Below are 22,795 nucleotides of genomic sequence, written 5' to 3'. Positions count from 1 at the left end.
AAAAAAAGAGGAAATGAATTCCTCTTTCTTATTGCTTTTCTCTACAACTCAGTGAGTTACAGTGTCTCTTTTATTAAGACGATGCCGGATTGTAGTCTTTGGACTAAGATCGTTTTTACGAACTATAGATTTTTGACGATGTCGCCTACAAGGCCTGGACCTTTGTAGATGAAACCAGAGTAAACTTGTACAAGCTTCGCGCCCGCCATCATTTTCTCTTTTGCAGCAACGTAAGAGTCAACGCCACCTACCCCGATGATCGGTAATTGGTCACCCAGCTCTTCGTGAAGTTTACGAACAACTTCAGTACTGCGAGATTGAACCGGACGTCCACTAAGGCCACCCGCTTCATCGCAATGCTTCATGCCTTCAACAATGCTGCGATCTAATGTTGTGTTTGTTGCGATCACACCGTCGATCTTATTTTTGATCAATGATTCGCAAATCTGACTGATTTCGTCATCACTTAGATCTGGCGCGATCTTAAGAGCAAGCGGGACATATTTGCCATGCTTCGCTTCTAATTCAGATTGCTTGGTTTTGAGTTCAGACAACAGATCATCAAGTGCTTCGCCATATTGTAGCGAACGAAGTCCTGGAGTATTTGGTGAAGAGATATTTACCGCAATGTAACCCGCGTATTGGTAAACCTTCTCCATACAGATAATGTAATCTTCTGCGCCCTTTTCAATTGGCGTGTCTTTGTTCTTACCAATATTGATACCTAAGATGCCGTCATAGTTCGACTTCTTAACATTCTCAATTAGGTTATCTACGCCTAGGTTGTTAAAACCCATACGATTGATAATACCTTCGGCTTCAACAAGACGGAACAAACGTGGTTTATCATTACCTGCTTGTGGACGAGGAGTAACAGTCCCTACTTCTACAAAACCAAAACCCATTGCGCCAAATGCATCAATACATTCGCCGTTTTTGTCTAGGCCGGCAGCAAGGCCAACTGGGTTTTTAAAAGTAAGACCCATGCACTCTACAGGTCGGTGAGGTAATTGTTGGCGATACAAAAGATCAATAGGTGTGCCAGTGAAGCGTTTGAAATTTTGAATTGCAAGATCATGAGCCTTTTCGGCATCAAGTTGGAAAAAGCCAGTTCTGGCTAGACGGTAAAGCATTGTGCCTCCGATAGAAAAAAGCGCCGTGTAAACGGGGCGATATTATTTACTTATTTACCCAACTATTCAATCTATTACTGTCTGTAAGGGTAAGATAATCGAGTTTGCTAACGAATGAGGTTTATTATTAAGCAAACGTTACCGTATCCTCCGGCGAATAGTCCATTTGACTATCATTCGTGTAACGAGCATAGATTAACTCGACCTGGGATAAGCTAACTTGACCAAGCATAAGTGACTCAATGAAATAATCGGACACGTCATTCACTATTCAGCCAAATAGCACTGTTCTGTCAAATAACATTGTTCGGCCAAACGAAAAAGGCAGACCTAATGGCCTGCCCTTGTTTATTTTCGTTTTTATCTAATCGCTAGTCTGTCGACATGCAGTTTAGATTCAATAGCATCAATTCACGTAGTGCTACTGAGAACTTAGCAAACTCATGAACCGAACCTACTTTGAATTCGTTCAAGATGCTTTCCCAACGATGTAGAGAAACCGAATTGCTTTCCATCCAATCATCAAGCGCTTTAATCACATCAATATCGGAAGCACAACCGCAGTTAAGTACTTGGCCAGTTAGCTGACGTTGCTGCCAATCCAGATCTTCTCTGAATGCTGCACGTGCCAGCGCTTGCCAGTTGTTGTCTACTGCTTGACCATTGATTTGCTTCAAGAACCAGTGCAAAGACAAGCGATCACCAAGATTGAAGTAAAGCTTAGACGCTTGTTGTACTGTTTTACCTGTTTCACGAGCTACTGTGGATATATCCAGTGCTGAGTACAAGCTAGACAAACGCGCGACTGAATTAGCCAACTCAGCGTTTACACCTTGGTCAATCCATAGCTGTGCCATTGCGTTATGCTCTTCTACTTCAGAAGCCACTAGGTTTTCATCCAGTTTCTCTGTGATAGTAAGAACATCGCCTTGGTAAAGTTCAATCAATGCTTTCACTGACTGTTTACCAGTACGGTTTCTTAGCAACCAACGAGCCAAACGACGAAGTGTACGACGAACATGGTAAATCAATTCATACTGAGCTTCAGAACTTGAAACATTGTCCAGTTCACGGATGCTCTTCAGAACATGACCAAGACCGTAGATTTCACGTGATGCCGCGTAAGCATTGGCAATATCAACTATATTTGCGCCCGTCTCTTCTTGCAGACGAGTAACGAAGTTACAACCCATTTCGTTAACCATTTGGTTAGCCAGTGCCGTCGCAATGATTTCAGAACGTAGTGGATGGTTATCCATATGCTGAGAATAGTTACGACGTAACGCAGTTGGGAAGTATTGCATAAGCTGTTGAGCATGGAATTCATCATTAGCGATATCATCACTAACAAGATCTTCTTTAAGTACCATTTTACCGTAAGCGACAAGTACAGAAAGCTCTGGTCTTGTTAGACCTTGGCCCTGCTTTTCACGCTCAAGCAGTGTTTCGTCATCTGGGATGTATTCCAAACCACGATCCAAGTACCCTGCTTTTTCCATAGTATGGATGAAGCGGATTTGCTCTTTGACTAAGCCAACACCTTGATGCTCAGTAACCGAAATAGACTCAGCTTGGCAATATGCGTCGTCTAGTACGATTTCGCCAACTTCATCTTCCATCGATTCAAGCACTTGGTTACGTTGCTTAACGGTTAGATCACCATTAGATACCAAGCCATTCAAGAAGATCTTAATGTTTACTTCATTATCTGAACAGTCAACACCGCCAACGTTATCAACAAAGTCGGTATTAACTCGGCCACCCGTAAGCGCGTATTCAATACGACCCAATTGAGTCATACCCAAGTTACCGCCTTCACCAACAACCTTAGCTTTCAGGTCACGGCCATCGATACGAAGCACGTCATTTGCACGGTCACCAACATCAGTATGAGTCTCGTTTGAAGACTTAACGTATGTACCGATACCGCCATTCCAAAGAAGATCAACCTGCATAGACAAGATCGCTTTGATCAAGTCATTCGGTGCCATTGATGCTTTCTTGGTACCCAGCATTTTCTGAATTTCAGGCGTCAAAGGAATCGACTTCGCTCTACGAGAGAAGATGCCACCACCTTGAGAGATAAGGTCTTTGTTGTAATCTTCCCAGCTTGAGCGAGGTAGATTAAACAAGCGCTCACGCTCTACCCAGCTAGAGGCAGATTCTGGATTCGGATCGATGAAGATATGCATGTGGTTAAACGCAGCTTGCATACGAATATGCTTAGACAACAGCATGCCGTTACCAAACACATCGCCCGCCATATCACCTACACCGATAGCGGTGAAGTCTGTTGTTTGACAGTTGATGCCCATTTCACGGAAGTGACGCTTAACAGATTCCCAACCACCTTTCGCGGTGATACCCATCGCTTTATGGTCGTAACCGTTAGAACCACCAGAGGCAAACGCATCGCCTAACCAGAAGTTGTATTCATCAGATACTGAGTTTGCGAGATCTGAGAACGTTGCTGTTCCTTTATCGGCAGCAACAACCAAGTACGGATCATCTTCATCGTGACGAACAACACTCTTAGGTGGGATAACCTCGCCTTCAATAATGTTGTCTGATACGTCTAGTAGTGCACGGATGAAGCGCTTGTAACAACGTTGACCTTCAGCGAAGATCTCATCACGGCCAGACATCATGTGCTGACGCTTACAAACGAAACCACCTTTTGCACCAACCGGTACAATTACTGTGTTCTTAACTTGTTGTGCTTTAACTAGGCCTAGAATCTCAGTACGGAAATCCTCTTGACGGTCTGACCAACGTAAACCACCACGAGCGACTTTACCGCCACGTAGATGCACACCTTCAATGTCTGGTGCGTAAACGAAGATCTCAAACGCAGGAACCGGCGCTGGGATATCTGGAATCTCGCTTGGTCTCATTTTTAGAGCCAACCAAGGTTTAGACTGTTTGTTGTCGTCTAACTGGTAGTAGTTAGTGCGAAGCGTTGCTGTGATCATTTCCATGTAGCGACGAATGATACGATCATCATCCAAGCTTTCTACATGATCCAACTGTTCAGTGATCTTCTTGATAAGATCTTGTTGGCCTTTCGCGCTGCCCTTTAATTTAGGATCAAAACGCTTGCCGAATAAGCTCACCAACCCTTTCGCTAGATCTGGGTAATGAGACAATGTGTCTTCAATGTATTGTTGACTGAATGGGAAACCAACTTGGCGCATGTAACGCGCATACGCACGTAAGATTGAGATTTCACGGCCAGAAAGACCAGCACCCAATACCAGACGGTTGAAACCATCGCTGTCTAACTCACCCGCCCAAATTGCCGCAAAGGCTTGTTGGAAAAGATCGCGAGCTTCACGAAGATCAATCGTCTTATCACTCTTATGCAGCATAGAGAAGTCAAGGATCCAATAAGTCACCCCGTTGGTCTTACGCACTTCATAAGGTGATTCACCAATAACGCGCAGGCCAAAGTTTTCAAGCATTGGCATAACATCAGACAGGTGAATCGGCTCATCACTGTGGTAGAACAGTTTCAAACGAACGGCTTTAGAGTCTGCCGCCTCTTCTTGAGGACGGTAGAAAAGCATGCCAAGTTTGTTATCTTCACTCAGTGCTTCTAGACGCTCGATGTCTGCAACAGCAGAACCAGGCATCATGTCTTCTTTGTACGAACGTGGGAATGCACGCATGTATTCTTTCGATAATGGAAGACCTTTGCTCTCACCGAAGTTAGCAACGATTGATTCAGACAGGCGGTCATCCCACGTAGACGATACTTCCATTAAATTTTGCTCAATTGTTTTCACGTCCACATCCATGTTGTTGTTATCAACACGAACAATATAGTGCGTTCTTGCCAGTGGGCTTTCAGAGAAGTATGTCGTGAATTCGACTTCTTCTTCGCAACCGAAGTATTGCTTTAAAATGCGTTGGGTTTGACGACGAAGTTCGGTGTTGTAACGATCTTTTGTTACGTAAACCATACAGCTGAAGAAACGGCCAAACGGGTCTTTACGAACAAACAAACGTAGAAGATCGCGGTCTTGCATTTGTACAACGCCCGTACCCACTTCAAGTAGCTCTTCTTCTCGAGCTTGAAGCAGTTCATCACGCGGGTAGTTTTCTAGAATATTGTGCAGTGCTTTGAAAGAGTATGAACCCTGACGGTAACCACTTGCATCTAAGATACGCTCAACTTTCTCGCGAACTAGAGGAATGCTTTCAACAGTTTGGTTATAAACAGCAGAAGTGTAAAGACCCGTAAAGCGGTGCTCACCAATAACCTTGCCGTTTTTATCAAACTTCTTGATACCGATGTAATCATTGTAAGCTGGGCGGTGAATGCGTGAAGCCGTGTTGCCCTTGGTTACGATCAATACATACGGTTTTTTTGCTTCTAAGCGTGCCGAGTCAGAAAACTCAGACAGCTTAACGTTGCGTACACGATCTGAATTTGCGAACAAACCAAGGCCTTGCTCCTTGGTAGGTTGTAGTTCCGTGTCGCCATTTACAGAAACAAGGTCATATTCCTTGTAGCCCATAAACGTAAAGTTGTGCTCGCCTAACCAACGAAGGAACGCCAGAGTTTCATCAAAACGCTGGCTATCAACTGGGATCGTCTCTTTTTGCTGTTCAACTTGATTGGTTACTTCTTCAAGTCTTTCTACCATTTGTAGCCAGTCATTAACAACAAGGCCAGTATCGGTAAAGATATCCAGCAGCTCGGTTTTAAGCGCTGTCATTTCAGCTTTGCTACTAAGACGGTCAACCTCAATATGGAAAAGCGATTGGAATGCACCTTCATTGTTACTGACACCAACAACACTTCCCTTATCAGAACGGGAGATTTGTGTTGGGTTGTGAAGCATAAGGTGAGAAGAGAGGTCGAGGCGAGTTAATGCCATTTTTACAGAATCAACGAGGAATGGGCTATCTGGTACCACTATCTCGACGATAGTGTGAGTAGATTGCCAGCCTTGGCGACTTACTGTCGGGTTAAAAACACGGACAGAGATTTCGTCGGCTTTCTTTTCATTGATGTGATGCCATAAACTAACTACAGCACCGTATAAATCGGATTCGTTTCTCTGAGTCAGGTCGTCGTGAGAAACGTTACTAAACAAGTGTTGAGCAAGTTGAGTTACGAGAGGTCGATGAGCAAGGTCAAGTTTGTCTTGAATCAGTTTGTACACTTTTTCAAGTAAAACTGGAACCACAGTTTCACGTGCGGTCATAGTCACACTCCACAATTAGAATTATATTTTATTATTAGGGGGCTTACTTAAGCTAGTGTTTGAATTGAGCCGTTGAGCTCTTTCCTACTAACGAGTTAAGCAAAGGTAATGCATTCATTTATTGTAAAAGCATTATTGATAAATAGTTAATTGTTTTGGAGGTGGTAAGAGGTGAAATGTTTGATTATGTGATTAAGATTCCTTTTAACTCACTAGGCACGCCAAGGTTTACAGAGCTTCCAACTTAATAAACTTATTTTTTTGGTCAGTTGTCAGTCTAAACTGCCCTCTAACCCCTATTTGTGTAAGAAAAGGTCTGAACCGAGTTGCAGGTAACTGTAGACGTAATCCAGTGGTTGTTATCACTTGAACTTTACTTGCGGCACCAGAATAGCTGGCCAAAAACTGCTGATATGAGATGTTAAGTTGGAAAATATAGCGATTCATACAATACCTGTGTAAATATACAGTGCTGGTGTTTTTTGGCACTTAACGATGCCTGACGGTACAACTGAGCTTGAAAACTTCTCTAGCTTATCGAAAATTCAATGAACCAGAAACAAAAAATCAGCGGCAGAGATTCTCTACCACTGATGACTTTTCGTTATTAATAAACAGGTTCTAGCAAACTGCTTATTAACAAACAGTTACGTGAATGAGCGCGAGCTTAAGCCTCTAGTGCTTTCGTCACTTTCTCAAATAAGTCTTTTGCTAGGTTGTCCATGTTCTTTAACGTCTCAAGTTCTTTTTTGATCAGAGCTTGACGGGCATCGTCGTACTTACGGAACTTAAGCAAAGGATCAATCAAACGTGATGCTACCTGTGGGTTGCTGCTGTTAAGCTCACGCAAGATTTCACCTGCAAACTCGTAGCCCTGACCTGACTTGTCATGGAACTGAACTGGGTTCATGTTTAAGAATGAACCGACCAAGTTACGAGTACGGTTCGGGTTTTTTAAACTAAACGCTTGGTGTGACATAGACGCCTTGATCACTTCAAGTGCGTTTGAACTTGGGTTCGTCCCTTGAAGAGCAAACCACTTGTCCATGACAAGACCATCGTGTTTCCACTTGTCGCTGTAATCCGCCATTAAAGTTTCACGACATGGGAGTTGTGCACTGTTCGCCGCGCCCATTGCTGCCATTGTGTCTGTCATGTTGTTTGCTTGCTGGTACATATCAACAACCAAGTCATTACCCTTTTCAGTATGCGCTAAGTAACTTAGGCACACTTTACGCAACGTACGCTTGCCAATCGAATCATGGTCAATCGTGTACTCTGCTAATGCATTGCTGTGGTAAACCGCAGCAAGTTCATCTTCAAGCTCTTTTGCTAAGGTCACTTTCATTGAATGAAGTACTGACGCAACCGCATCGATGTCGACACGCTCGTACCAACCCGACACTTCGTTATGGCTTGGTAGTGAAAGCATTTCAGCAATAAATGCAGGCTCCAATGAATCGCTAAGCAATACACCACGGAATGCATCAACGACTTCAGAAGAAAGTGCAAACTTTTGACCTTGCTGAACGTTATCTACGTTGCTACGGATGTATTTCGCTAGCAGCATTTGCCCTGCATCCCAACGAGAGAATTCGTTACGAGCATTCACCATCAAGAAGATCAGCTCTTCGTCTGAATAATTGTATTCAAGTTTCACTGGCGCAGAAAACTCACGCAGCAGAGATGGAACTGGTTGCTCTGAAACGTTTTCAAACACGAACGTTTGTTCCGCTTCTTTCACGTCTAATACATTGTGAACTGGCTGACCGTTACATTGTAACTCAATCACTTCACCTGACGCTGTGTATAGCTCGATATCTAGAGGAATATGCAGAGCCTGCTTTTCAGTTTGCTCATGAGTTGGCGCTGTTACTTGGCGAGTCGTTAACGTGTACTCTTCTTTCTCTGCATCGTAATGGCTTTCAACAGAAAGCGTCGGCGTACCAGATTGGCTGTACCATAAACGGAACTGAGACAGGTCAACGCCTGATGCATCTTCCATTGCCGCTACGAAGTCTTCACATGTTGCAGCCGTGCCATCGTGACGTTCAAAGTACAGCTTCATGCCTTTTTGGAAACCTTCCTCACCCAACAGTGTGTGGATCATTCTGATCACTTCACTGCCCTTTTCGTATACTGTCAACGTGTAGAAGTTGTTCATTTCTATCACTTTTTCAGGGCGAATTGGGTGAGACATTGGGCTCGCATCTTCAGCGAATTGTGGCCCGCGGATAATGCGAACATTGTTGATACGGTTAACTGCGCGAGAGCCAAGATCAGAAGAGAACTCTTGGTCACGGAATACCGTTAAACCTTCTTTCAAGCTTAACTGGAACCAATCGCGACACGTCACTCGGTTACCGGTCCAGTTATGGAAGTATTCGTGACCAATAACCGCTTCGATACCTAGGTAGTCAGTATCTGTTGCTGTTTGGTCGTTCGCTAAAACGAACTTAGAGTTGAATACGTTCAGGCCTTTGTTTTCCATCGCACCCATGTTGAAGAAATCAACGGCTACGATCATGTAGATGTCTAAGTCATACTCAAGATTGAAACGCTCTTCGTCCCACTTCATTGAGTTAATCAAAGAAACCATCGCGTGGTTTGCGCGGTCGAGGTTGCCTTTGTCGACAAAGATTTCTAGATCAACATTGCGACCAGATTGTGTGGTGTATACGTCACGAAGTACATCGAAGTCACCCGCAACTAAAGCAAACAGGTACGCTGGTTTTGGATGTGGGTCTTGCCATTTCACCCAGTGACGACCGTTTTCAGCTTCGCCTTCATCTACACGGTTACCATTACTTAATAAGAATGGGTTTTCAGCTTTGTCTGCGATGACTGTTGTCGTGAATTTCGCCAACACATCTGGGCGATCCATGTAGTAAGTAATTCGGCGGAAACCTTCAGCTTCACATTGAGTACAGAACGCACCACCCGATTTGTACAGACCTTCAAGTGCGCTGTTCCCTTCAGGGTCAACTTCCGTAACGATCGTTAATGTAAAATCTTTCGGAAGATCATTCAAAGTAAGTAGAGTTTCAGACTGTTCGAACTGCGCCCACTCCTTACCTTCAACCAAAACAGACACCAACTTCAAGCCTTCACCATCAAGTACTAATGTCGAGCTTTCTTTCTCCTGCTTAACACTAGAAACAGCGGTAATGATGGATGCTGAATCGTACAAATCGAAAGTAAGATCGATTTCAGAAATAGTGTGAGATGGTGATTGATAATCTTTACGATACTTGGCTTGAGGTGTATGTGCCATGACGGGTTCCTTTTGATCGTTATACGTAATTATTTTTTAACTGTATATATCTAAAGGTTGAGCGCCAATAAAACAAGGGGAATATTAAAAAAAGGAGGCATTGTAGGAAAATGCCTCCATGTTTTGCTATTTTATCAATCAAATCAGACAGGAACGGCTAAGAAATGAACTGTGAACCATATTATCAACGAGCCCGACTTTACAGCGAGATATAGTGCTTAACGAATGCGATTGAGCACCGCAAACATGTCTCCTTCTTCACCTTGAAGCGTCAACACATCACTGTTCAGTGTGTAACGAGTACCGTGTTCGCCATTTTCATACAGCAGTACTAACTGGTCGCCTTCGGTGTAATACACTCCGCGACGAATGACTTCCCCCCCTTCTTCATCGGACACTCGGAACATGAAGATAAAGTCAGGCTGAAGCACTAAATCCATTTTTTGAATGTTACTGGCACGCAAATCGCTCCCGGACAGTTCGGCACTTGACCATATTCCTGCCAGGGCGTTGGGCAAGGCTTTGGTGAACATAACACCGTTAAGATTCAACATATTGTGATTACTGCTGTAAGCGTAAACCTGAGGCTCAGAAGTATTTAATCCCAAAATAATCGTGTCTTCATTGGCGTTATACAAACCTTCCCAATGGTCGACACTGTAGTCTTTCTTCTGAATATCAATAGAGAAAGAGTAGTTTGAATCGAGAGTCAGTTTGATTGCTCTAAAATTTTCAGTGCCTTGTTCAGGATCTGGGTTCATCAAATACCAATCACCAAGCAACAGAGGAAGGTCAAAATGAGATAGATTGCTATCACTTTTTGATTGTTGATCGCTCGAAGCAGCTACCTCACTCCCAAAAGCAACAAAACTTAAACAAGATAAAAATAGTAGAATCCATTTCATACGCGCCCCCTCGTTTTCTTTAAGCTTAGGCACGTAATGAATAGAAAGCGAAAAAATATGATCCAAGTCACTAAATTTTAAGTGCAAAGTAACTTAAATGTCATTATTCGATGCAAAATAGAGCTAAATGACCCTGAGTATTGAGTGTTCTTTGCGACAATCTCAACGGTTACAATCAGGTATTCCTGTCAAATCATAGACACAAAAAAAGCGAGCCTAGGCTCGCTTTTTAAATTGTGCATCTTTAAACAATCACCTTTAACAGGTATTTGCTCTATTTCTTGATCATATCCAGCATGATAGCAACAGACTCATCAAGATAAGCATCCGGGGCTTCATAGTCTTTAGGAATATCATCTAACGTTTTAAATGCCTCTAATTTAGCGGCCTTTTGACGTTGGTTAATACGATCTAGACGAAGCGTATCCGCATCATCGCTCTCTTGCTGACGTACCTTTTCATTCAAAGAAAGGTCGTTATCGTCTTTATCTGCCTTATATTTTTCAATATCTTGCGCAATAAAGCCGAATTCCATGTCAGTAGCAATGCGAGCTTGATGTTGGGCAGTCAAAGCAATTATTTCTTCATCGTTACGCTGTAACACTGAATAATTTGCTTTATCAATACTGTCCCAAGGCAGAGCATTATCTTCAACACTTTCACCAGTATCAGCAGGATCAATTGGCGTTGGGTAAGCAATATCAGGCACTACACCTTTGTTTTGCGTACTGCCACCATTGATTCGATAGAATTTCTGGATTGTGTATTGAACATAGCCCAACTCTTTATCGAATAAATCATAGATATGATTCAAAGAGCGATGTTGTTGTACCGTTCCTTTACCGAAAGAGTTTTCGCCAAGAATGATTGCACGACCGTAATCTTGCATCGCTGCCGCAAAGATCTCAGAAGCTGAAGCACTGTAGCGATTGACCAATACCGTTAGTGGGCCTTGGTAACTAATTTCGCCATCAGTATCACTGTTCACTTTGACACGACCGTAGCTATCACGCACCTGAACAACGGGTCCCTCTTTGATAAACAAACCAGAGAGTTCAGTTGCTTCAGTGAGTGCACCACCACCGTTGTTTCTCAGATCAACAATAATGCCTTCAACACCTTGCCCTTTAAGCTCAGTGATCAGTTTGTCTGTATCTTTAGAAAGACCAACATAGAAGCTGGGTACTTCTAGTACACCAATCTTCTTGCCATCTTTCTCGATAACTTCTGATTTAACAGCGCGGTCTTCTAAACGAATCTTATCGCGTACAATTGTGACAACGTGACTTTTTGCATCTTTACCATCTGGCAGGATCTGTAGCTTAACTTTGGTCCCTTTCGGTCCTTTGATTAATTGCACTACATCGTCTAAACGCCAGCCGATAACATCAACAATCTCTTCGCCATCTTGACCAACACCAACAATACGATCGCCGTCGCTCAATTGCTTGCTGTTTGACGCAGGGCCACCAGCAACGAGAGATCGAATAACGGTGTAGTCGTCAGTCATCTGAAGTACAGCACCAATACCTTCTAGAGATAGATTCATCTCTGATTGGAATTGCTCTGCATTTCTTGGAGAAAGGTAACTGGTGTGAGGATCAACTTCACGCGCAAATGCGTTCATATAAATTTGGAAAGCATCTTCATTATGCGACTGCGTGATACGCTTCATCGCATTGTTGTAACGCTTTTCCAAAACTTCTTGAATCTCTGGCCATTCTTTACCAGTAAGTTTTAGGTTCAACGCATCGTATTTAACACGCTTCCTCCAAAGCTCATTCACTTCGGCTATATCTTTCGGCCATTCCGCTTCATTGCGATTGAGCTCAATACTTTCATCGGTATCAAACTTAATCTCAGTGTCTAGCAAAGACAGCGCATACTGAAAACGTTCAAAACGCTTCTGCATAGAAAGATTATAAACATCGAAAGCAATCTGGTTATTACCCGCTTTTAGCTGATCATCAATTTGAACAGATGATGAGGAGAAAGAGTCAATATCAGCTTGAGTGAAGATATTACGATTATAATCCAGCATCTCTAAATAACGATTAAAGATAGCTTGAGAGAAATCATCGTTGAGATTGAAGTGTTTATAGTGAGAACGAGTAAATCGAGAAGTAACACGTTTACTAGCAGTTTCGTGTTGGGCCTCAGGAACGAGTAAAGGTAAATCGTCCTGATCTAATTTGGCTTCAAGAGCCTGAGCTGAAGCTGCTAGACAAAAGCTAGCAGCAATCAGTGTCAATTTTGAACGGCATTTCATGCGTAGGAGTATCTCCTTTAAGCGCGCAAGTGCTCCGCTTTAACAACCATTTGTAGGCCGTTTGCTAACTGAACACGCACATCTTCCTTATTGATTTCAACAATGGTCGCAGCCATGTTTCCTGTACCCATGTTCACATTTACTTCTTTGCCAGCGATGAATTCGTCAGCGTTCAAAGCGCGTGTTTCTACAGGCTTTTCTACTTTCGGTGCTTTAGGCGCTTGACGACGAGGCTGTTGAGCTTTCTTCGCCTTAGCTTTCGCTTTGCCTTCTTCACGAGCTTTCTGTGCTTGTTCTTTACGACGAGCCTGAACTTTCGCTTTGCTTTCTGCAAGTGTAGCCTTAGCGTGCTCAACGTGCTCTTCTTCTAATGTGCCACACGCGTTGCCGTCTAGGTCAACACGATCTGCACCAGCTTTTACGCCGTGCAGGTAACGCCATGATGATGTGTACTGTCTTAACGCTGCACGAAGCTGAGTCTTACTTACTTTTTCGTCTTCATTTAGACGTTCAGCAAGATCTTGAAAAATACCAATTTTAAGTGGTTTTGCTTCACCTTCTAGAGTAAAGCATTTAGGGAAACATTCAGCAATATATGCGATAACTTCTTTGCTGTTTTTTAACTTTTCAGTGTTTTCCATGTGGGTTCCTGGTTTTTGCGGTTTTCCGCGAGCATTAAGAAAATATTTTTACGTATTATAGAGAGATGCTTGGGAAAAACCACAGTAAGAGAATAATTTATGCCTTGTTCGCGTGCGAATTAAGCACCTTTTCCACTTCAGCCATAAAAAATGTCAATCCGTCTTCATCAATTTGAGAAAAACGACCAATATTTGGACTATCGATATCAAGAACACCCACAACTTTGCCATCGATAGAGAATGGAATAACGATTTCTGAGTTACTTGCAGCGTCACAAGCGATGTGACCTTCGAACTCATGCACATCATGAATACGCTGAACTGTATTTGTCGCAACCGCAGTTCCACACACACCACGCCCTACCGGAATTCGAACACAAGCAGGTTGACCTTGGAATGGACCCAGAACTAGTTCGTCTTTTTCCTTAGCTAGGTCTTGCTTGATTAAATAGAAACCCGCCCAATTCAGTTCATCCAATTCCATGAATAATAATGAACTAATGTTTGCAAGATTTGCAATTAGATCGGTTTCAGATTCAATTAATGCAACGGCTTGTTTGGTTAAGCGTTGGTAATGTTCTATTTTCATATTAACTTCCAATTAAATTGAGACTTCCATTATCAAGAGAACGCAGTAAAATGCGGCCATCAAACTAAATAGGACTTATTCTCATTACAATGAACAATTCAGAAGACACTATTAGCCGTTCTTGGTTGATAACTCAAGTAAAAAAACACAAGTCCAAATTACTGTTTGCTAACTTTGTTGCCATTATTGCAACCCTAATTAGCGTCCCTATCCCTCTACTTATGCCACTCATGGTCGATGAAGTTTTGCTTGATAAGCCAGCTTCAGGGTTAGAGATGATGAATCAGCTACTTCCAGTCTCATTGCAAACGCCGACTGGTTATATTGCGCTTACTCTCTTGTTGGTTATCTTAATGCGCTCAGCCAGCCAAGCGCTGAATATTCTACAAGGTCGCCAATTTACTTTGGTTTCCAAAACGATCACCTACCAGATGCGTAGCAAGATGATCGATAAACTTGGTCGTATTAGCATCCGACAATATGAGACCAAGGGCAGCGGCGGTATTAATGCCCACCTAATTACAGACATAGAGACCATTGATAAGTTCATTGGCTCGACCCTTTCTAAATTTATCATCAGTTTCTTGACGGTATTCGGAACCGCTATCGTCTTACTATGGTTAGAGTGGCGACTTGGGCTATTCATCTTACTGGTCAATCCTGTTGTTATTTATTTTTCTCGTAAGCTCGGCAGCCGAGTTAAACACCTCAAAAAATATGAGAACCAGTCTTTTGAGCGTTTTCAGAATCGCTTAGTGGAAACCTTGGATGGCATCTATCAACTCCGTGCCGCTAATAAAGAGCGTATCTTTCTTGATGAACTTAAAGTTCAAGCAAACCAAGTGAGAATCGATGCTGATAAATACGCTTGGCAATCGGAAGCTGCCGGCCGTGTTTCGTTTCTACTGTTCTTATTAGGTTTCGAACTGTTCCGAGCCGTAGCCATGCTAATGGTGTTGTTCAGTGACTTGACGATAGGTCAGATTTTTGCGGTATTCGGCTATTTATGGTTCATGCTAGGCCCTGTCCAAGAATTGCTAGGGATTCAATTCTCTTGGTATAGCGCGAAAGCAGCGCTGCAACGCATTAACGACCTACTGCAACTAGAAGAAGAACATCGCCCTGTTAGCAAGGTAAACCCTTTTGATGACCATAAAGAAGTGACAGTCGACATTGAAGACGTTACATTCTCTTACACATTAGAAAACACTGTTTTAAACAGGCTATCGCTACACATTCCAGCAGGGAAAAAAGTCGCCCTAGTGGGTGCTAGCGGTGGTGGTAAATCAACGTTGATCCAGTTGTTAATTGGGGTTTATCAAGCCGACTCTGGTTGTATACGCTTTAATGGTGAAACAACGGACGACATCAGCTTTGACATAATACGTAGTCAAATTGCCGTTGTTTTACAACAACCTATACTCTTTAACGATACATTAAGGCATAATCTGACCCTTGGTGCTGAATACGATGAAATGTCGTTGTGGCGGGCGCTTGAAGTCTCTCAAATGCAAGATGTTATCAAACAGCTGAGTAATGGCTTGGATACGCAAATTGGTAGGAATGGCGTTCGACTGTCTGGCGGTCAACGACAACGCTTAGCGATCGCCCGCATGGTGCTGAGTAATCCTAAGTTTGTTATTCTTGACGAAGCAACATCTGCACTGGATACAGCAACAGAGTCAGCACTGCATAAAGCACTAAGCGAGTTTTTGAAAGATCGCACAACTTTGATAGTGGCTCATCGATTATCAGCGGTGAAACAGGCCGATCTAATCTATGTTTTAGAAGATGGGCAAGTCACACAGACGGGAACGCATGGTGAATTGGTTGAACAACAAGGACTATATCAAACACTCTATGGCAGTGTGCAATCGCACGCCTGATGTTTATTGTTCTAGGGATTTAAGTCCGTGTAGTTCTAGGCATTTAAATCAGGTTTTCAGCTTAATTAGTGTTTCAACTTGGGAGGTCGCGTGACCTCCCCATCCGAAACCAACTCTTTATCGACTCAGCACCAGTTGTCAACTGAGTCTCCGTTAGCAACTAAGTCTCCGTTAAGAACCGAGCACCGGTGCGACAGCAGCTCTGTGCGTCTGTGTCAGGGCTGTGAACTCCCCGTTGATAAAATGGATATCCCTCTGGGGAAATCCGCATATTGTCCAAGGTGTGGCACTCAGCTTTACCGAGGCGGTACACCTAGCCTGTCTGGAAACCTAGCAATCGCGATTACCTGCTTATTGCTATTTATCCCCTCACACTTTTTTGAATTTATCAGTATTCGTCTGATTGGCGTCATGATACCTGCGACGTTACCATCAGGTGTCTTTACTTTAATGGGTGAAGGCTTCCCTCTACTAGGCCTACTCATCCTATTCTGTAGTTCGATCGCCCCGTTACTCGTTTGCACCTCTGTACTCGTCACTCATGCAGCACTGCGCTTTAATATTTTCACGCCATTTAGGTATGCGTTATCCATCATCCAGACATTAAAGCATTGGATGATGTTGGATGTATTTCTGGTAAGTTTGGCTGTCTCATGCTTCAAACTGCAGGATTATTCCGATATTTTTGTCGGCCCGGGTTTAGTTGGATTGATTTTACTGCAGCTTTTCAGTGTATTACTGGTAAGCCGTATCAGTGTGCGTCGCTATTGGGAAGCTTGGGCTCAAGAGTCTGATTACTCTTTTGTAGAAAGTAAGAACGTACACTGCCACAACTGCCACCTTTCTCAACCTGACGGTCATACTTGCGTACGTTGTCACCATGACTTATATCACCGTAAGCCCTACTCTATACAGAAGACATGGGCTCTGTTGTTTGCTGCGTCAGTGGCTATCATACCAGCCAACGTTATTCCTATTTCTATCCTTATTACAAACGGACAAAGGCTAGAAGACACGATAATTTCTGGTGTCGCTTCGCTGATCAATAGCGACATGTATGGCATCGCAGCGATCATTTTTATTGCCAGTATCGTCGTGCCTGTTGCGAAAATACTTGGCCTAACGTACATCTTAATTTGTATCAAGATGAAGCGCGCGGTTTACCACAGGCAGCGCATGACCATCTATTTCATTGTGAAGTGGGTGGGAAAATGGTCGGTGATGGATCTGTTCGTTATTTCGATCATGATGACCTTGGTCGACCGTGGACAGATTTTAAACTTTACACCAGGTTATGGTGCAGTCGCTTTTGGTGTCGTTGTTGTTCTCACGATGCTGGCAGCGGAAAGCTTAGATCCTAGGCTAATTTGGGATAACTACACCTCTAAAGATGAGTCAGTGAATGAACAACGATAACCAATCACAAACGTCATATTCACCAGAAGTAAGAAAAAACAAAGGCATCTCACCTTTGTGGATTCTGCCGATATTAACCGTCGTGTTAGCCGGTTGGTTGGTCATGAAATCGATACACGATGCAGGGCAACGTGTGCAGATATACTTCTCAGATGCCGCAGGTTTAGTCGCAGGTCGAACAACGATTCGTTACCAAGGCTTAGAGGTGGGTATGGTGCGCGACATCACCTTGTCCAAAGATTTATCGAGCATCTATGTCGACGCTGACATCTACCCAGAAGCGAAGAAGCTACTTTCAAAGGGCACACGTTTCTGGCTCGTAAAACCAACAGCGAGTTTGTCTGGTATCTCAGGGTTAGACGCGCTTGTTTCGGGTAACTACATTGCTATTCATCCTAGCGAAACCAAAGAAGAACCAGAAACCGTTTTCCAAGCTCTAGAATCCTCCCCTTCTGATTTACTCGCTTCTGAAGGTTTGAACATTTCACTGACGACCAAAGATCTGGGCGGTGTGTCTGTTGGCTCTCAAATCGTTTATCGTAAAATTCCAATTGGTGAGGTTTACAACTACCAGTTAAACGACAACGCCAAGTCCGTTACGATCCAAGCGTCGATTAAAGATGAATACAGCCATATCATTACCGACCAAAGCCGTTTTTGGAATGTCAGTGGTTTAGGTGCCAGTATTGGATTTTCAGGCGTCGATGTGCGCTTAGAAAGCCTAAGCGCGCTGCTTGGTGGTTCAATTGCGGTTGACTCTCCCGGAGAAGGTCAGCCCGTCGAGATGAACACCAAGTTCAAGCTCTACCCAGATTTGAAAACCGCCGGTCGTGGCATCTCTATCAAGATCGCCGTGCCAGATGACAACAAGATCAGCGCAACAGGCGCTCCGATCATGTATCGAGGCATTGAAATCGGTCAGATCACTGATTTATCTTTAAGCGAAGGTCGCGAAAACGTGGTCGCATCTGCGGCTATCCAACCGGCATTCAGTGACTTTTTGAATAGCGGCAGTAAATTCGTTTTAGAAGAAGCTGAACTGTCACTCACTGGTATGAAAAACATTGCCAACTTAGTGACAGGTAACTTTTTAACCTTGGTACCGGGCGAAGGTGAAAAGGCGCGTCGATTTACTGCGATTCGTAAAAACGAGTTCAGTCAGGAACAAGAAAAGTCAGTCGCGATTCGCTTAACATCGAACAATTCATTCGGATTGGATGTCGGTACACAACTGCTCTACAAAGGCATTGCCGTTGGCTCTATCATTCAAGTTGGCTTAGTTGATGGTGTTGGCACTGGCTCTGACAAGCACGAAGTGTTTATGGATGCGCTTATCGATAACGAATATGCGCACCTAATCAAAAGCCACAACCGTTTCTTTGTGACAGGCAGTGCGACCGCAGAGCTGACCGAATCAGGTCTAAGTGTTACTGTTCCACCGGCAAAACAGCTTCTTACTGGCTCGATCAGCTTTGTGAGTGAAGGTAAACCTGAAGCTAGAACTGACTACCAGCTTTTCCAAAGCAAGTCGTTAGCAGAAATCGCTAAGTTTAATCAGTCAGGCTCAAAGACGCTTTCGTTATTTGCTAGTGAGTTACCTTCAATTTCTAAAGGCAGCCCACTACTCTACCGTAACCTACAAGTGGGTAGTATTTCGGATTTTCAGCTTGCTGATGGTGGTGTAAGAATCAAAGTCACGATCGAAAATCGTTACACGCACTTACTCAATAAACATACCGTTTTTTGGAACCGCTCAGGCGTTGAGATTGATGCTTCGCTATCGGGTATTAGTATTAAAGCGGCACCCGTTAAAACGCTAATTCAGGGTGGTATTGCTTTTGATTCGCTTCCCGGTATAGACAATAAGCTTGGCGATGTGTGGAAGCTGTACAAAGATTCTAAATCCGCTCGAAAATTTGGCCGCGCGATTACGATTACCTCTTCTGGCGATCAAGAAGTCAGCAAGGGTATGGCGATCAAATACCAAGGTGTCACTGTAGGTGAGGTCACTTTGGTGATCCCTAACTTCAATAAAGGCGGCATTGAAATTACCGCGCGAATCTTACCTGAGTACGTTGACAAGATTGCCGTGGCGAACAGTCACTTCTGGTTGGCAGAACCTGAGATCGGCCTTAATGGCATCAAAAACGTCTCTGCGCTTCTCTCTAAGCACATCAACGTAGATCCGGGCAATGGTGACAGAAGTACGAAGTTTAAGCTTAGCAAAGGACCAGTGCAGCCTGAAGGCAAGATATTCCAGCTACAAAGCGAAACGCGAGGCTCGGTGTCTGAAGGCACACCTATCCTATTCCGTGAGCTAGAAATCGGTAGTGTTATCGATGTTCAACTAGGCGAGTTTGCTGATCGCATCATCTCTACGATTCAAATAGAACCTGACTACGCGTATCTGATCCGCGCAAACACTGTGTTCTGGAACGTGTCGGGTGTCGATGTCTCTATCGGTCTCTCTGGTGCAAACATCAAAGCCGGAACGGTAGACAGTTTATTAAGAGGCGGAATTACCTTCTCAACGCCTCCGACGAGTGAACTTCAGCCTGTGGCAAGCGAAGATCAGTCTTTCTACCTATATCCACAAGCAGAAGATGAGTGGAAGTCATGGAGAACAGCGATTCCTCGCCCATAGAGTGAATCCTCAGAAGCCCCATGCAAATTAATACAGCTTAACGAAGATTAATTCTTCATCAAAATGCAGCCATTCGGCTGCATTTTTGTTGTTTGCCGTAAATATGGTTTAGGACGACCTCATTTTGCTTTAAACTCCCCGCATTAATGCAATAATTCGAGATACTCTTTTGCACGCTAACGTATATATTCCTGAAGAATTCCTAACGCACATCAAAGCGATCATGCCTAGTCACCTAGATATGGCTTCTTTTGTTGCCTCATGCCAAAAACCACTTCGTAAAAGTATTCGAGTCAACACACTGAAAATCAGTGTTGAAGACTTCCTAGTACGAGCAAAAGAGAAAGGCTGGGAACTGGAACCTGTACCTTGGTGTGAAACAGGTTTTTGGATTACAGCCGATGAAAGTGAAGCGCCCCTAGGTAATACGGCAGAACACATGTCTGGTCTTTTCTACATCCAAGAAGCCAGTTCTATGATGCCACCTTCTGCACTTTTCCAAGGCGAAGCTGATTACCAAGCCGTGCTAGATACTGCTGCTGCACCCGGTTCTAAAACAACGCAAATCGCTGCGCTAATGAATAATCGCGGCGTGTTGGTTGCCAATGAATACGCTGCAAGCCGCGTGAAAGTACTTCACGCCAACATCGAACGTTGTGGCGTTCGTAATGCCGCACTCAGTAACTTCGATGGTCGAGTTTTCGGTGGTTGGTTGCCAGAACAGTTTGATGCTGTCTTGCTGGATGCACCCTGCTCTGGCGAAGGTACTATTCGTAAAGACGCTGATGCGATGAAGAACTGGACGTATCAATCTGTAGTCGATATTGCCGACACGCAAAAAGACCTGATTGAAAGTGCATTCCATGCTCTTAAACCTAATGGTGTTTTGGTTTACTCAACATGTACGTTAAGCACTGAAGAGAACCAACAAGTGTGCCATCACCTAAAAGAAACCTTTGGTGATGCGGTTGAGTTTGAATCTCTTGAATCACTGTTCGACAACGCAAAAGCAACGACGACTGAAGAAGGCTTTCTTCACATCTTCCCTCAGGTGTATGACTCTGAAGGTTTCTTTGTTGCACGTATCCGTAAACTAGCGTCTGTGACTCCACCAGAAGTTAAAAAACGCATGGGTAAATTCCCATTTGAAAAAGCGTCAAAGAAAGCTCAACAAGAAGTCGCTGAACAACTGGTTAGTGTTCTCGATATCGAACTACCAAGTGATACTCAAGTTTGGGTCCGAGATAAAGACGTTTGGCTATTCCCTGAGGCGCTTGAACCTATGATCGGTGCATTCCGTTTCTCTCGCATGGGCATCAAGATCGCTGAAACCCATAAAAAAGGTTACCGATGGCAACACCAAGTCGCGACAACACTCGCGACAGGTAATGAAGCTAACATTGTCGACCTCAGCATCGAAGATGCTCGAGAATGGTTCATGGGCCGAGACGTTCGCCCAGAAGGCTTGTCAGGCAAAGGCGAAGTGCTAGTAAAATACAACGGCGCAATCATCGGCCTTGGTAAATGGGTAGGTAACCGAGTGAAGAACGGCTTACCAAGAGAGCTAGTACGCGACAAAAACCTGTTCTAGTCGTTCGATTAAAGCTCTCACTGTACTGAGAAAAACAAAAAGCCCAAACAACCTTCATTGTTTGGGCTTTTTCTATTCTTGTCGGCTAGCTCATTTCAAGGGAAGCACTGAAAAATCAACACTTAATTATACAAATATCAATTCAAGTCGCTATTTCCAATAACAAAAATCGCTTATTAGGGAATTTAAACTAGACTTCAGTCTAACAGTCAAAGAATTAAAACGATTAGCGTAGGCTCTTCGGAGCCCTTTCCCCTAAGCCCAAACAGGAAGGTTTGGGCTTTTTTTTGACCGACAAGCTCGCTTATTTAACTAGGCTGATGCCTTCTTTGTCGATAGTGATCTTGCCAGACTTGTACAAACCACCAATTGTCTTCTTGAACGTACCTTTGCTGGTTCTGAAAGCAGAGAAAATAACTTCCGGAGAAGATTTATCATTCAAAGGTAAGTAACCACCTTTCTTCTCAAGCAGATCGAGAACCTTAGTGCTTAGGTCATCCATTTTAGCCACACCAATTTTCTGAAGAGACAAGTCAATCTTACCGTCTTCTTCACGAACGTTTTTAATGTAGCCTTTTAGCGCTTTACCTATGAACAGCTTACCGATGATGTCTGATGGGAAAATCATGCCCCAATGCTCACCGTTCACGATCGCTTTGTAACCTAACTGGCTGCGCTCAGCGATAATGAGATCCACTTGCTCGTTTTGCTTATAAGTCGCAGGCGTGTTGTCTAACCACTTGTTGAACTTTGTTGTACCTACAATGCGGCTAGATGCTTTATCAATATACACATATACTAAGATTGACTGACCTTCGTTTAAACGGCCACGTTGCTCGCTGAAAGGAACAAGAAGGTCTTTACCTTTCACGCCCCAGCTCATGAATGCACCGGTGCTGTTTACGCCTTCAACCGTCATCAAGCCAAACTGCCCCACTTGAGCAATTGGTTTTTCAGTCGTTGCAGCGATCTGGTTGTCAGAATCAATGTATAAGAAAACATCCAGTTTTTGACCAATTTCAACACCTTCAGGAGTAAATCGTTTTGGCAGCAACACGGTTCCATAGTCGCTAGCGTCAAGGAATACACCGAAGTCGGCTTGCTTTACTACTTCTAAGTTGTTTATTTGACCAATATTAATCATCAAGATTTTCTCTACTTTAAATTTGGCGGTGATTATACGTGATCTCTGATATGCTTTCGCTAGTTTCATTCATATTTTTACATTCTAGGA

At 43.6% G+C, this 22,795-nt stretch carries 13 protein-coding genes; 4 read left to right on the top strand and 9 right to left on the bottom strand.

The features are described from left to right. Positions 1–122 precede the first annotated feature (122 nt). From pyrD to L3V35_RS24465, 8 genes are all read right to left on the bottom strand, one after another. On the bottom strand, positions 123–1,133 hold the full coding sequence (gene pyrD / locus L3V35_RS24500; RefSeq protein ID WP_017077215.1) for a quinone-dependent dihydroorotate dehydrogenase: 1,011 nt from the start codon (positions 1,131–1,133) through the stop codon (positions 123–125). Positions 1,134–1,504: 371 nt separating this feature from the next. Beyond that, positions 1,505–6,346, bottom strand: coding sequence for an NAD-glutamate dehydrogenase (locus L3V35_RS24495; protein WP_237300792.1), 4,842 nt, complete (start codon positions 6,344–6,346; stop codon positions 1,505–1,507). Positions 6,347–6,574: 228 nt separating this feature from the next. Continuing rightward, entirely contained in the window at positions 6,575–6,793 is a 219-nt protein-coding gene (locus L3V35_RS24490; protein ID WP_004733645.1) for a DUF2835 domain-containing protein, read from the bottom strand. Positions 6,794–7,013: 220 nt separating this feature from the next. Next, positions 7,014–9,620, bottom strand: a complete 2,607-nt coding sequence (pepN, locus tag L3V35_RS24485) for an aminopeptidase N (protein ID WP_237300791.1) — start codon at positions 9,618–9,620, stop codon at positions 7,014–7,016. Between the two features lie 218 nt (positions 9,621–9,838). After that, a complete protein-coding gene (locus tag L3V35_RS24480) occupies positions 9,839–10,525 on the bottom strand; it encodes a hypothetical protein (RefSeq protein ID WP_054547714.1) in 687 nt (228 codons plus the stop codon). Between the two features lie 274 nt (positions 10,526–10,799). Next, a complete protein-coding gene (gene prc / locus L3V35_RS24475) occupies positions 10,800–12,794 on the bottom strand; it encodes a carboxy terminal-processing peptidase (protein ID WP_004733642.1) in 1,995 nt (664 codons plus the stop codon). A gap of 17 nt (positions 12,795–12,811) precedes the next feature. Then, on the bottom strand, positions 12,812–13,435 hold the full coding sequence (proQ, locus tag L3V35_RS24470) for an RNA chaperone ProQ (protein ID WP_054547712.1): 624 nt from the start codon (positions 13,433–13,435) through the stop codon (positions 12,812–12,814). Positions 13,436–13,532: 97 nt separating this feature from the next. Beyond that, positions 13,533–14,024, bottom strand: coding sequence for a GAF domain-containing protein (locus L3V35_RS24465; RefSeq protein WP_017077212.1), 492 nt, complete (start codon positions 14,022–14,024; stop codon positions 13,533–13,535). Between the two features lie 89 nt (positions 14,025–14,113). Between L3V35_RS24465 and L3V35_RS24460 the strand changes: the two genes are divergently transcribed. The 4 genes from L3V35_RS24460 to rsmF all read left to right on the top strand — a co-directional run bounded on the left by L3V35_RS24460 (position 14,114) and on the right by rsmF (position 21,561). Beyond that, positions 14,114–15,910 (top strand): ABC transporter ATP-binding protein, encoded by a 1,797-nt coding sequence (locus L3V35_RS24460; RefSeq protein WP_114633583.1) that lies wholly within the window; start codon positions 14,114–14,116, stop codon positions 15,908–15,910. 78 nt (positions 15,911–15,988) lie between these two features. Further along, positions 15,989–17,326, top strand: coding sequence for a paraquat-inducible protein A (locus tag L3V35_RS24455; protein WP_237300790.1), 1,338 nt, complete (start codon positions 15,989–15,991; stop codon positions 17,324–17,326). Next, positions 17,313–19,970, top strand: coding sequence for an MlaD family protein (locus L3V35_RS24450; protein ID WP_237300789.1), 2,658 nt, complete (start codon positions 17,313–17,315; stop codon positions 19,968–19,970). Before L3V35_RS24455 ends, L3V35_RS24450 begins: the two co-directional genes overlap by 14 nt. Before the next feature lie 169 nt (positions 19,971–20,139). Beyond that, positions 20,140–21,561, top strand: a complete 1,422-nt coding sequence (gene rsmF / locus L3V35_RS24445; protein ID WP_237300788.1) for a 16S rRNA (cytosine(1407)-C(5))-methyltransferase RsmF — start codon at positions 20,140–20,142, stop codon at positions 21,559–21,561. Between the two features lie 304 nt (positions 21,562–21,865). Here rsmF and L3V35_RS24440 read toward each other — a convergent pair whose 3' ends face one another. Next, positions 21,866–22,774 carry a S1-like domain-containing RNA-binding protein gene (locus L3V35_RS24440; RefSeq protein WP_004733627.1) on the bottom strand — a complete coding sequence of 303 codons (909 nt, stop codon included), beginning with the start codon at positions 22,772–22,774 and terminating at the stop codon, positions 21,866–21,868. Between the last annotated feature and the right edge of the window lie 21 nt (positions 22,775–22,795).

The sequence above is a fragment of the Vibrio sp. L5-1 genome, assembly GCF_021728315.1.
GTDB classification, from domain to species: Bacteria; Pseudomonadota; Gammaproteobacteria; order Enterobacterales; family Vibrionaceae; genus Vibrio; species Vibrio splendidus_K.
The sequence above is the reverse complement of the archived record's forward strand: the minus strand, read 5'-3'. Positions and strand labels throughout refer to the sequence as shown.

What these genes read in the sequence shown, in the direction of transcription:
- pyrD (WP_017077215.1), bottom strand. Translation starts at nt 1,133, where the DNA reads ATGCTTTACCGTCTAGCCAGAACTGGCTTTTTCCAACTTGATGCCGAA.
- L3V35_RS24495 (WP_237300792.1), bottom strand. Translation starts at nt 6,346, where the DNA reads ATGACCGCACGTGAAACTGTGGTTCCAGTTTTACTTGAAAAAGTGTAC.
- L3V35_RS24490 (WP_004733645.1), bottom strand. Translation starts at nt 6,793, where the DNA reads ATGAATCGCTATATTTTCCAACTTAACATCTCATATCAGCAGTTTTTG.
- pepN (WP_237300791.1), bottom strand. Translation starts at nt 9,620, where the DNA reads ATGGCACATACACCTCAAGCCAAGTATCGTAAAGATTATCAATCACCA.
- L3V35_RS24480 (WP_054547714.1), bottom strand. Translation starts at nt 10,525, where the DNA reads ATGAAATGGATTCTACTATTTTTATCTTGTTTAAGTTTTGTTGCTTTT.
- prc (WP_004733642.1), bottom strand. Translation starts at nt 12,794, where the DNA reads ATGAAATGCCGTTCAAAATTGACACTGATTGCTGCTAGCTTTTGTCTA.
- proQ (WP_054547712.1), bottom strand. Translation starts at nt 13,435, where the DNA reads ATGGAAAACACTGAAAAGTTAAAAAACAGCAAAGAAGTTATCGCATAT.
- L3V35_RS24465 (WP_017077212.1), bottom strand. Translation starts at nt 14,024, where the DNA reads ATGAAAATAGAACATTACCAACGCTTAACCAAACAAGCCGTTGCATTA.
- L3V35_RS24460 (WP_114633583.1), top strand. Translation starts at nt 14,114, where the DNA reads ATGAACAATTCAGAAGACACTATTAGCCGTTCTTGGTTGATAACTCAA.
- L3V35_RS24450 (WP_237300789.1), top strand. Translation starts at nt 17,313, where the DNA reads ATGAACAACGATAACCAATCACAAACGTCATATTCACCAGAAGTAAGA.
- L3V35_RS24440 (WP_004733627.1), bottom strand. Translation starts at nt 22,774, where the DNA reads ATGAAACTAGCGAAAGCATATCAGAGATCACGTATAATCACCGCCAAA.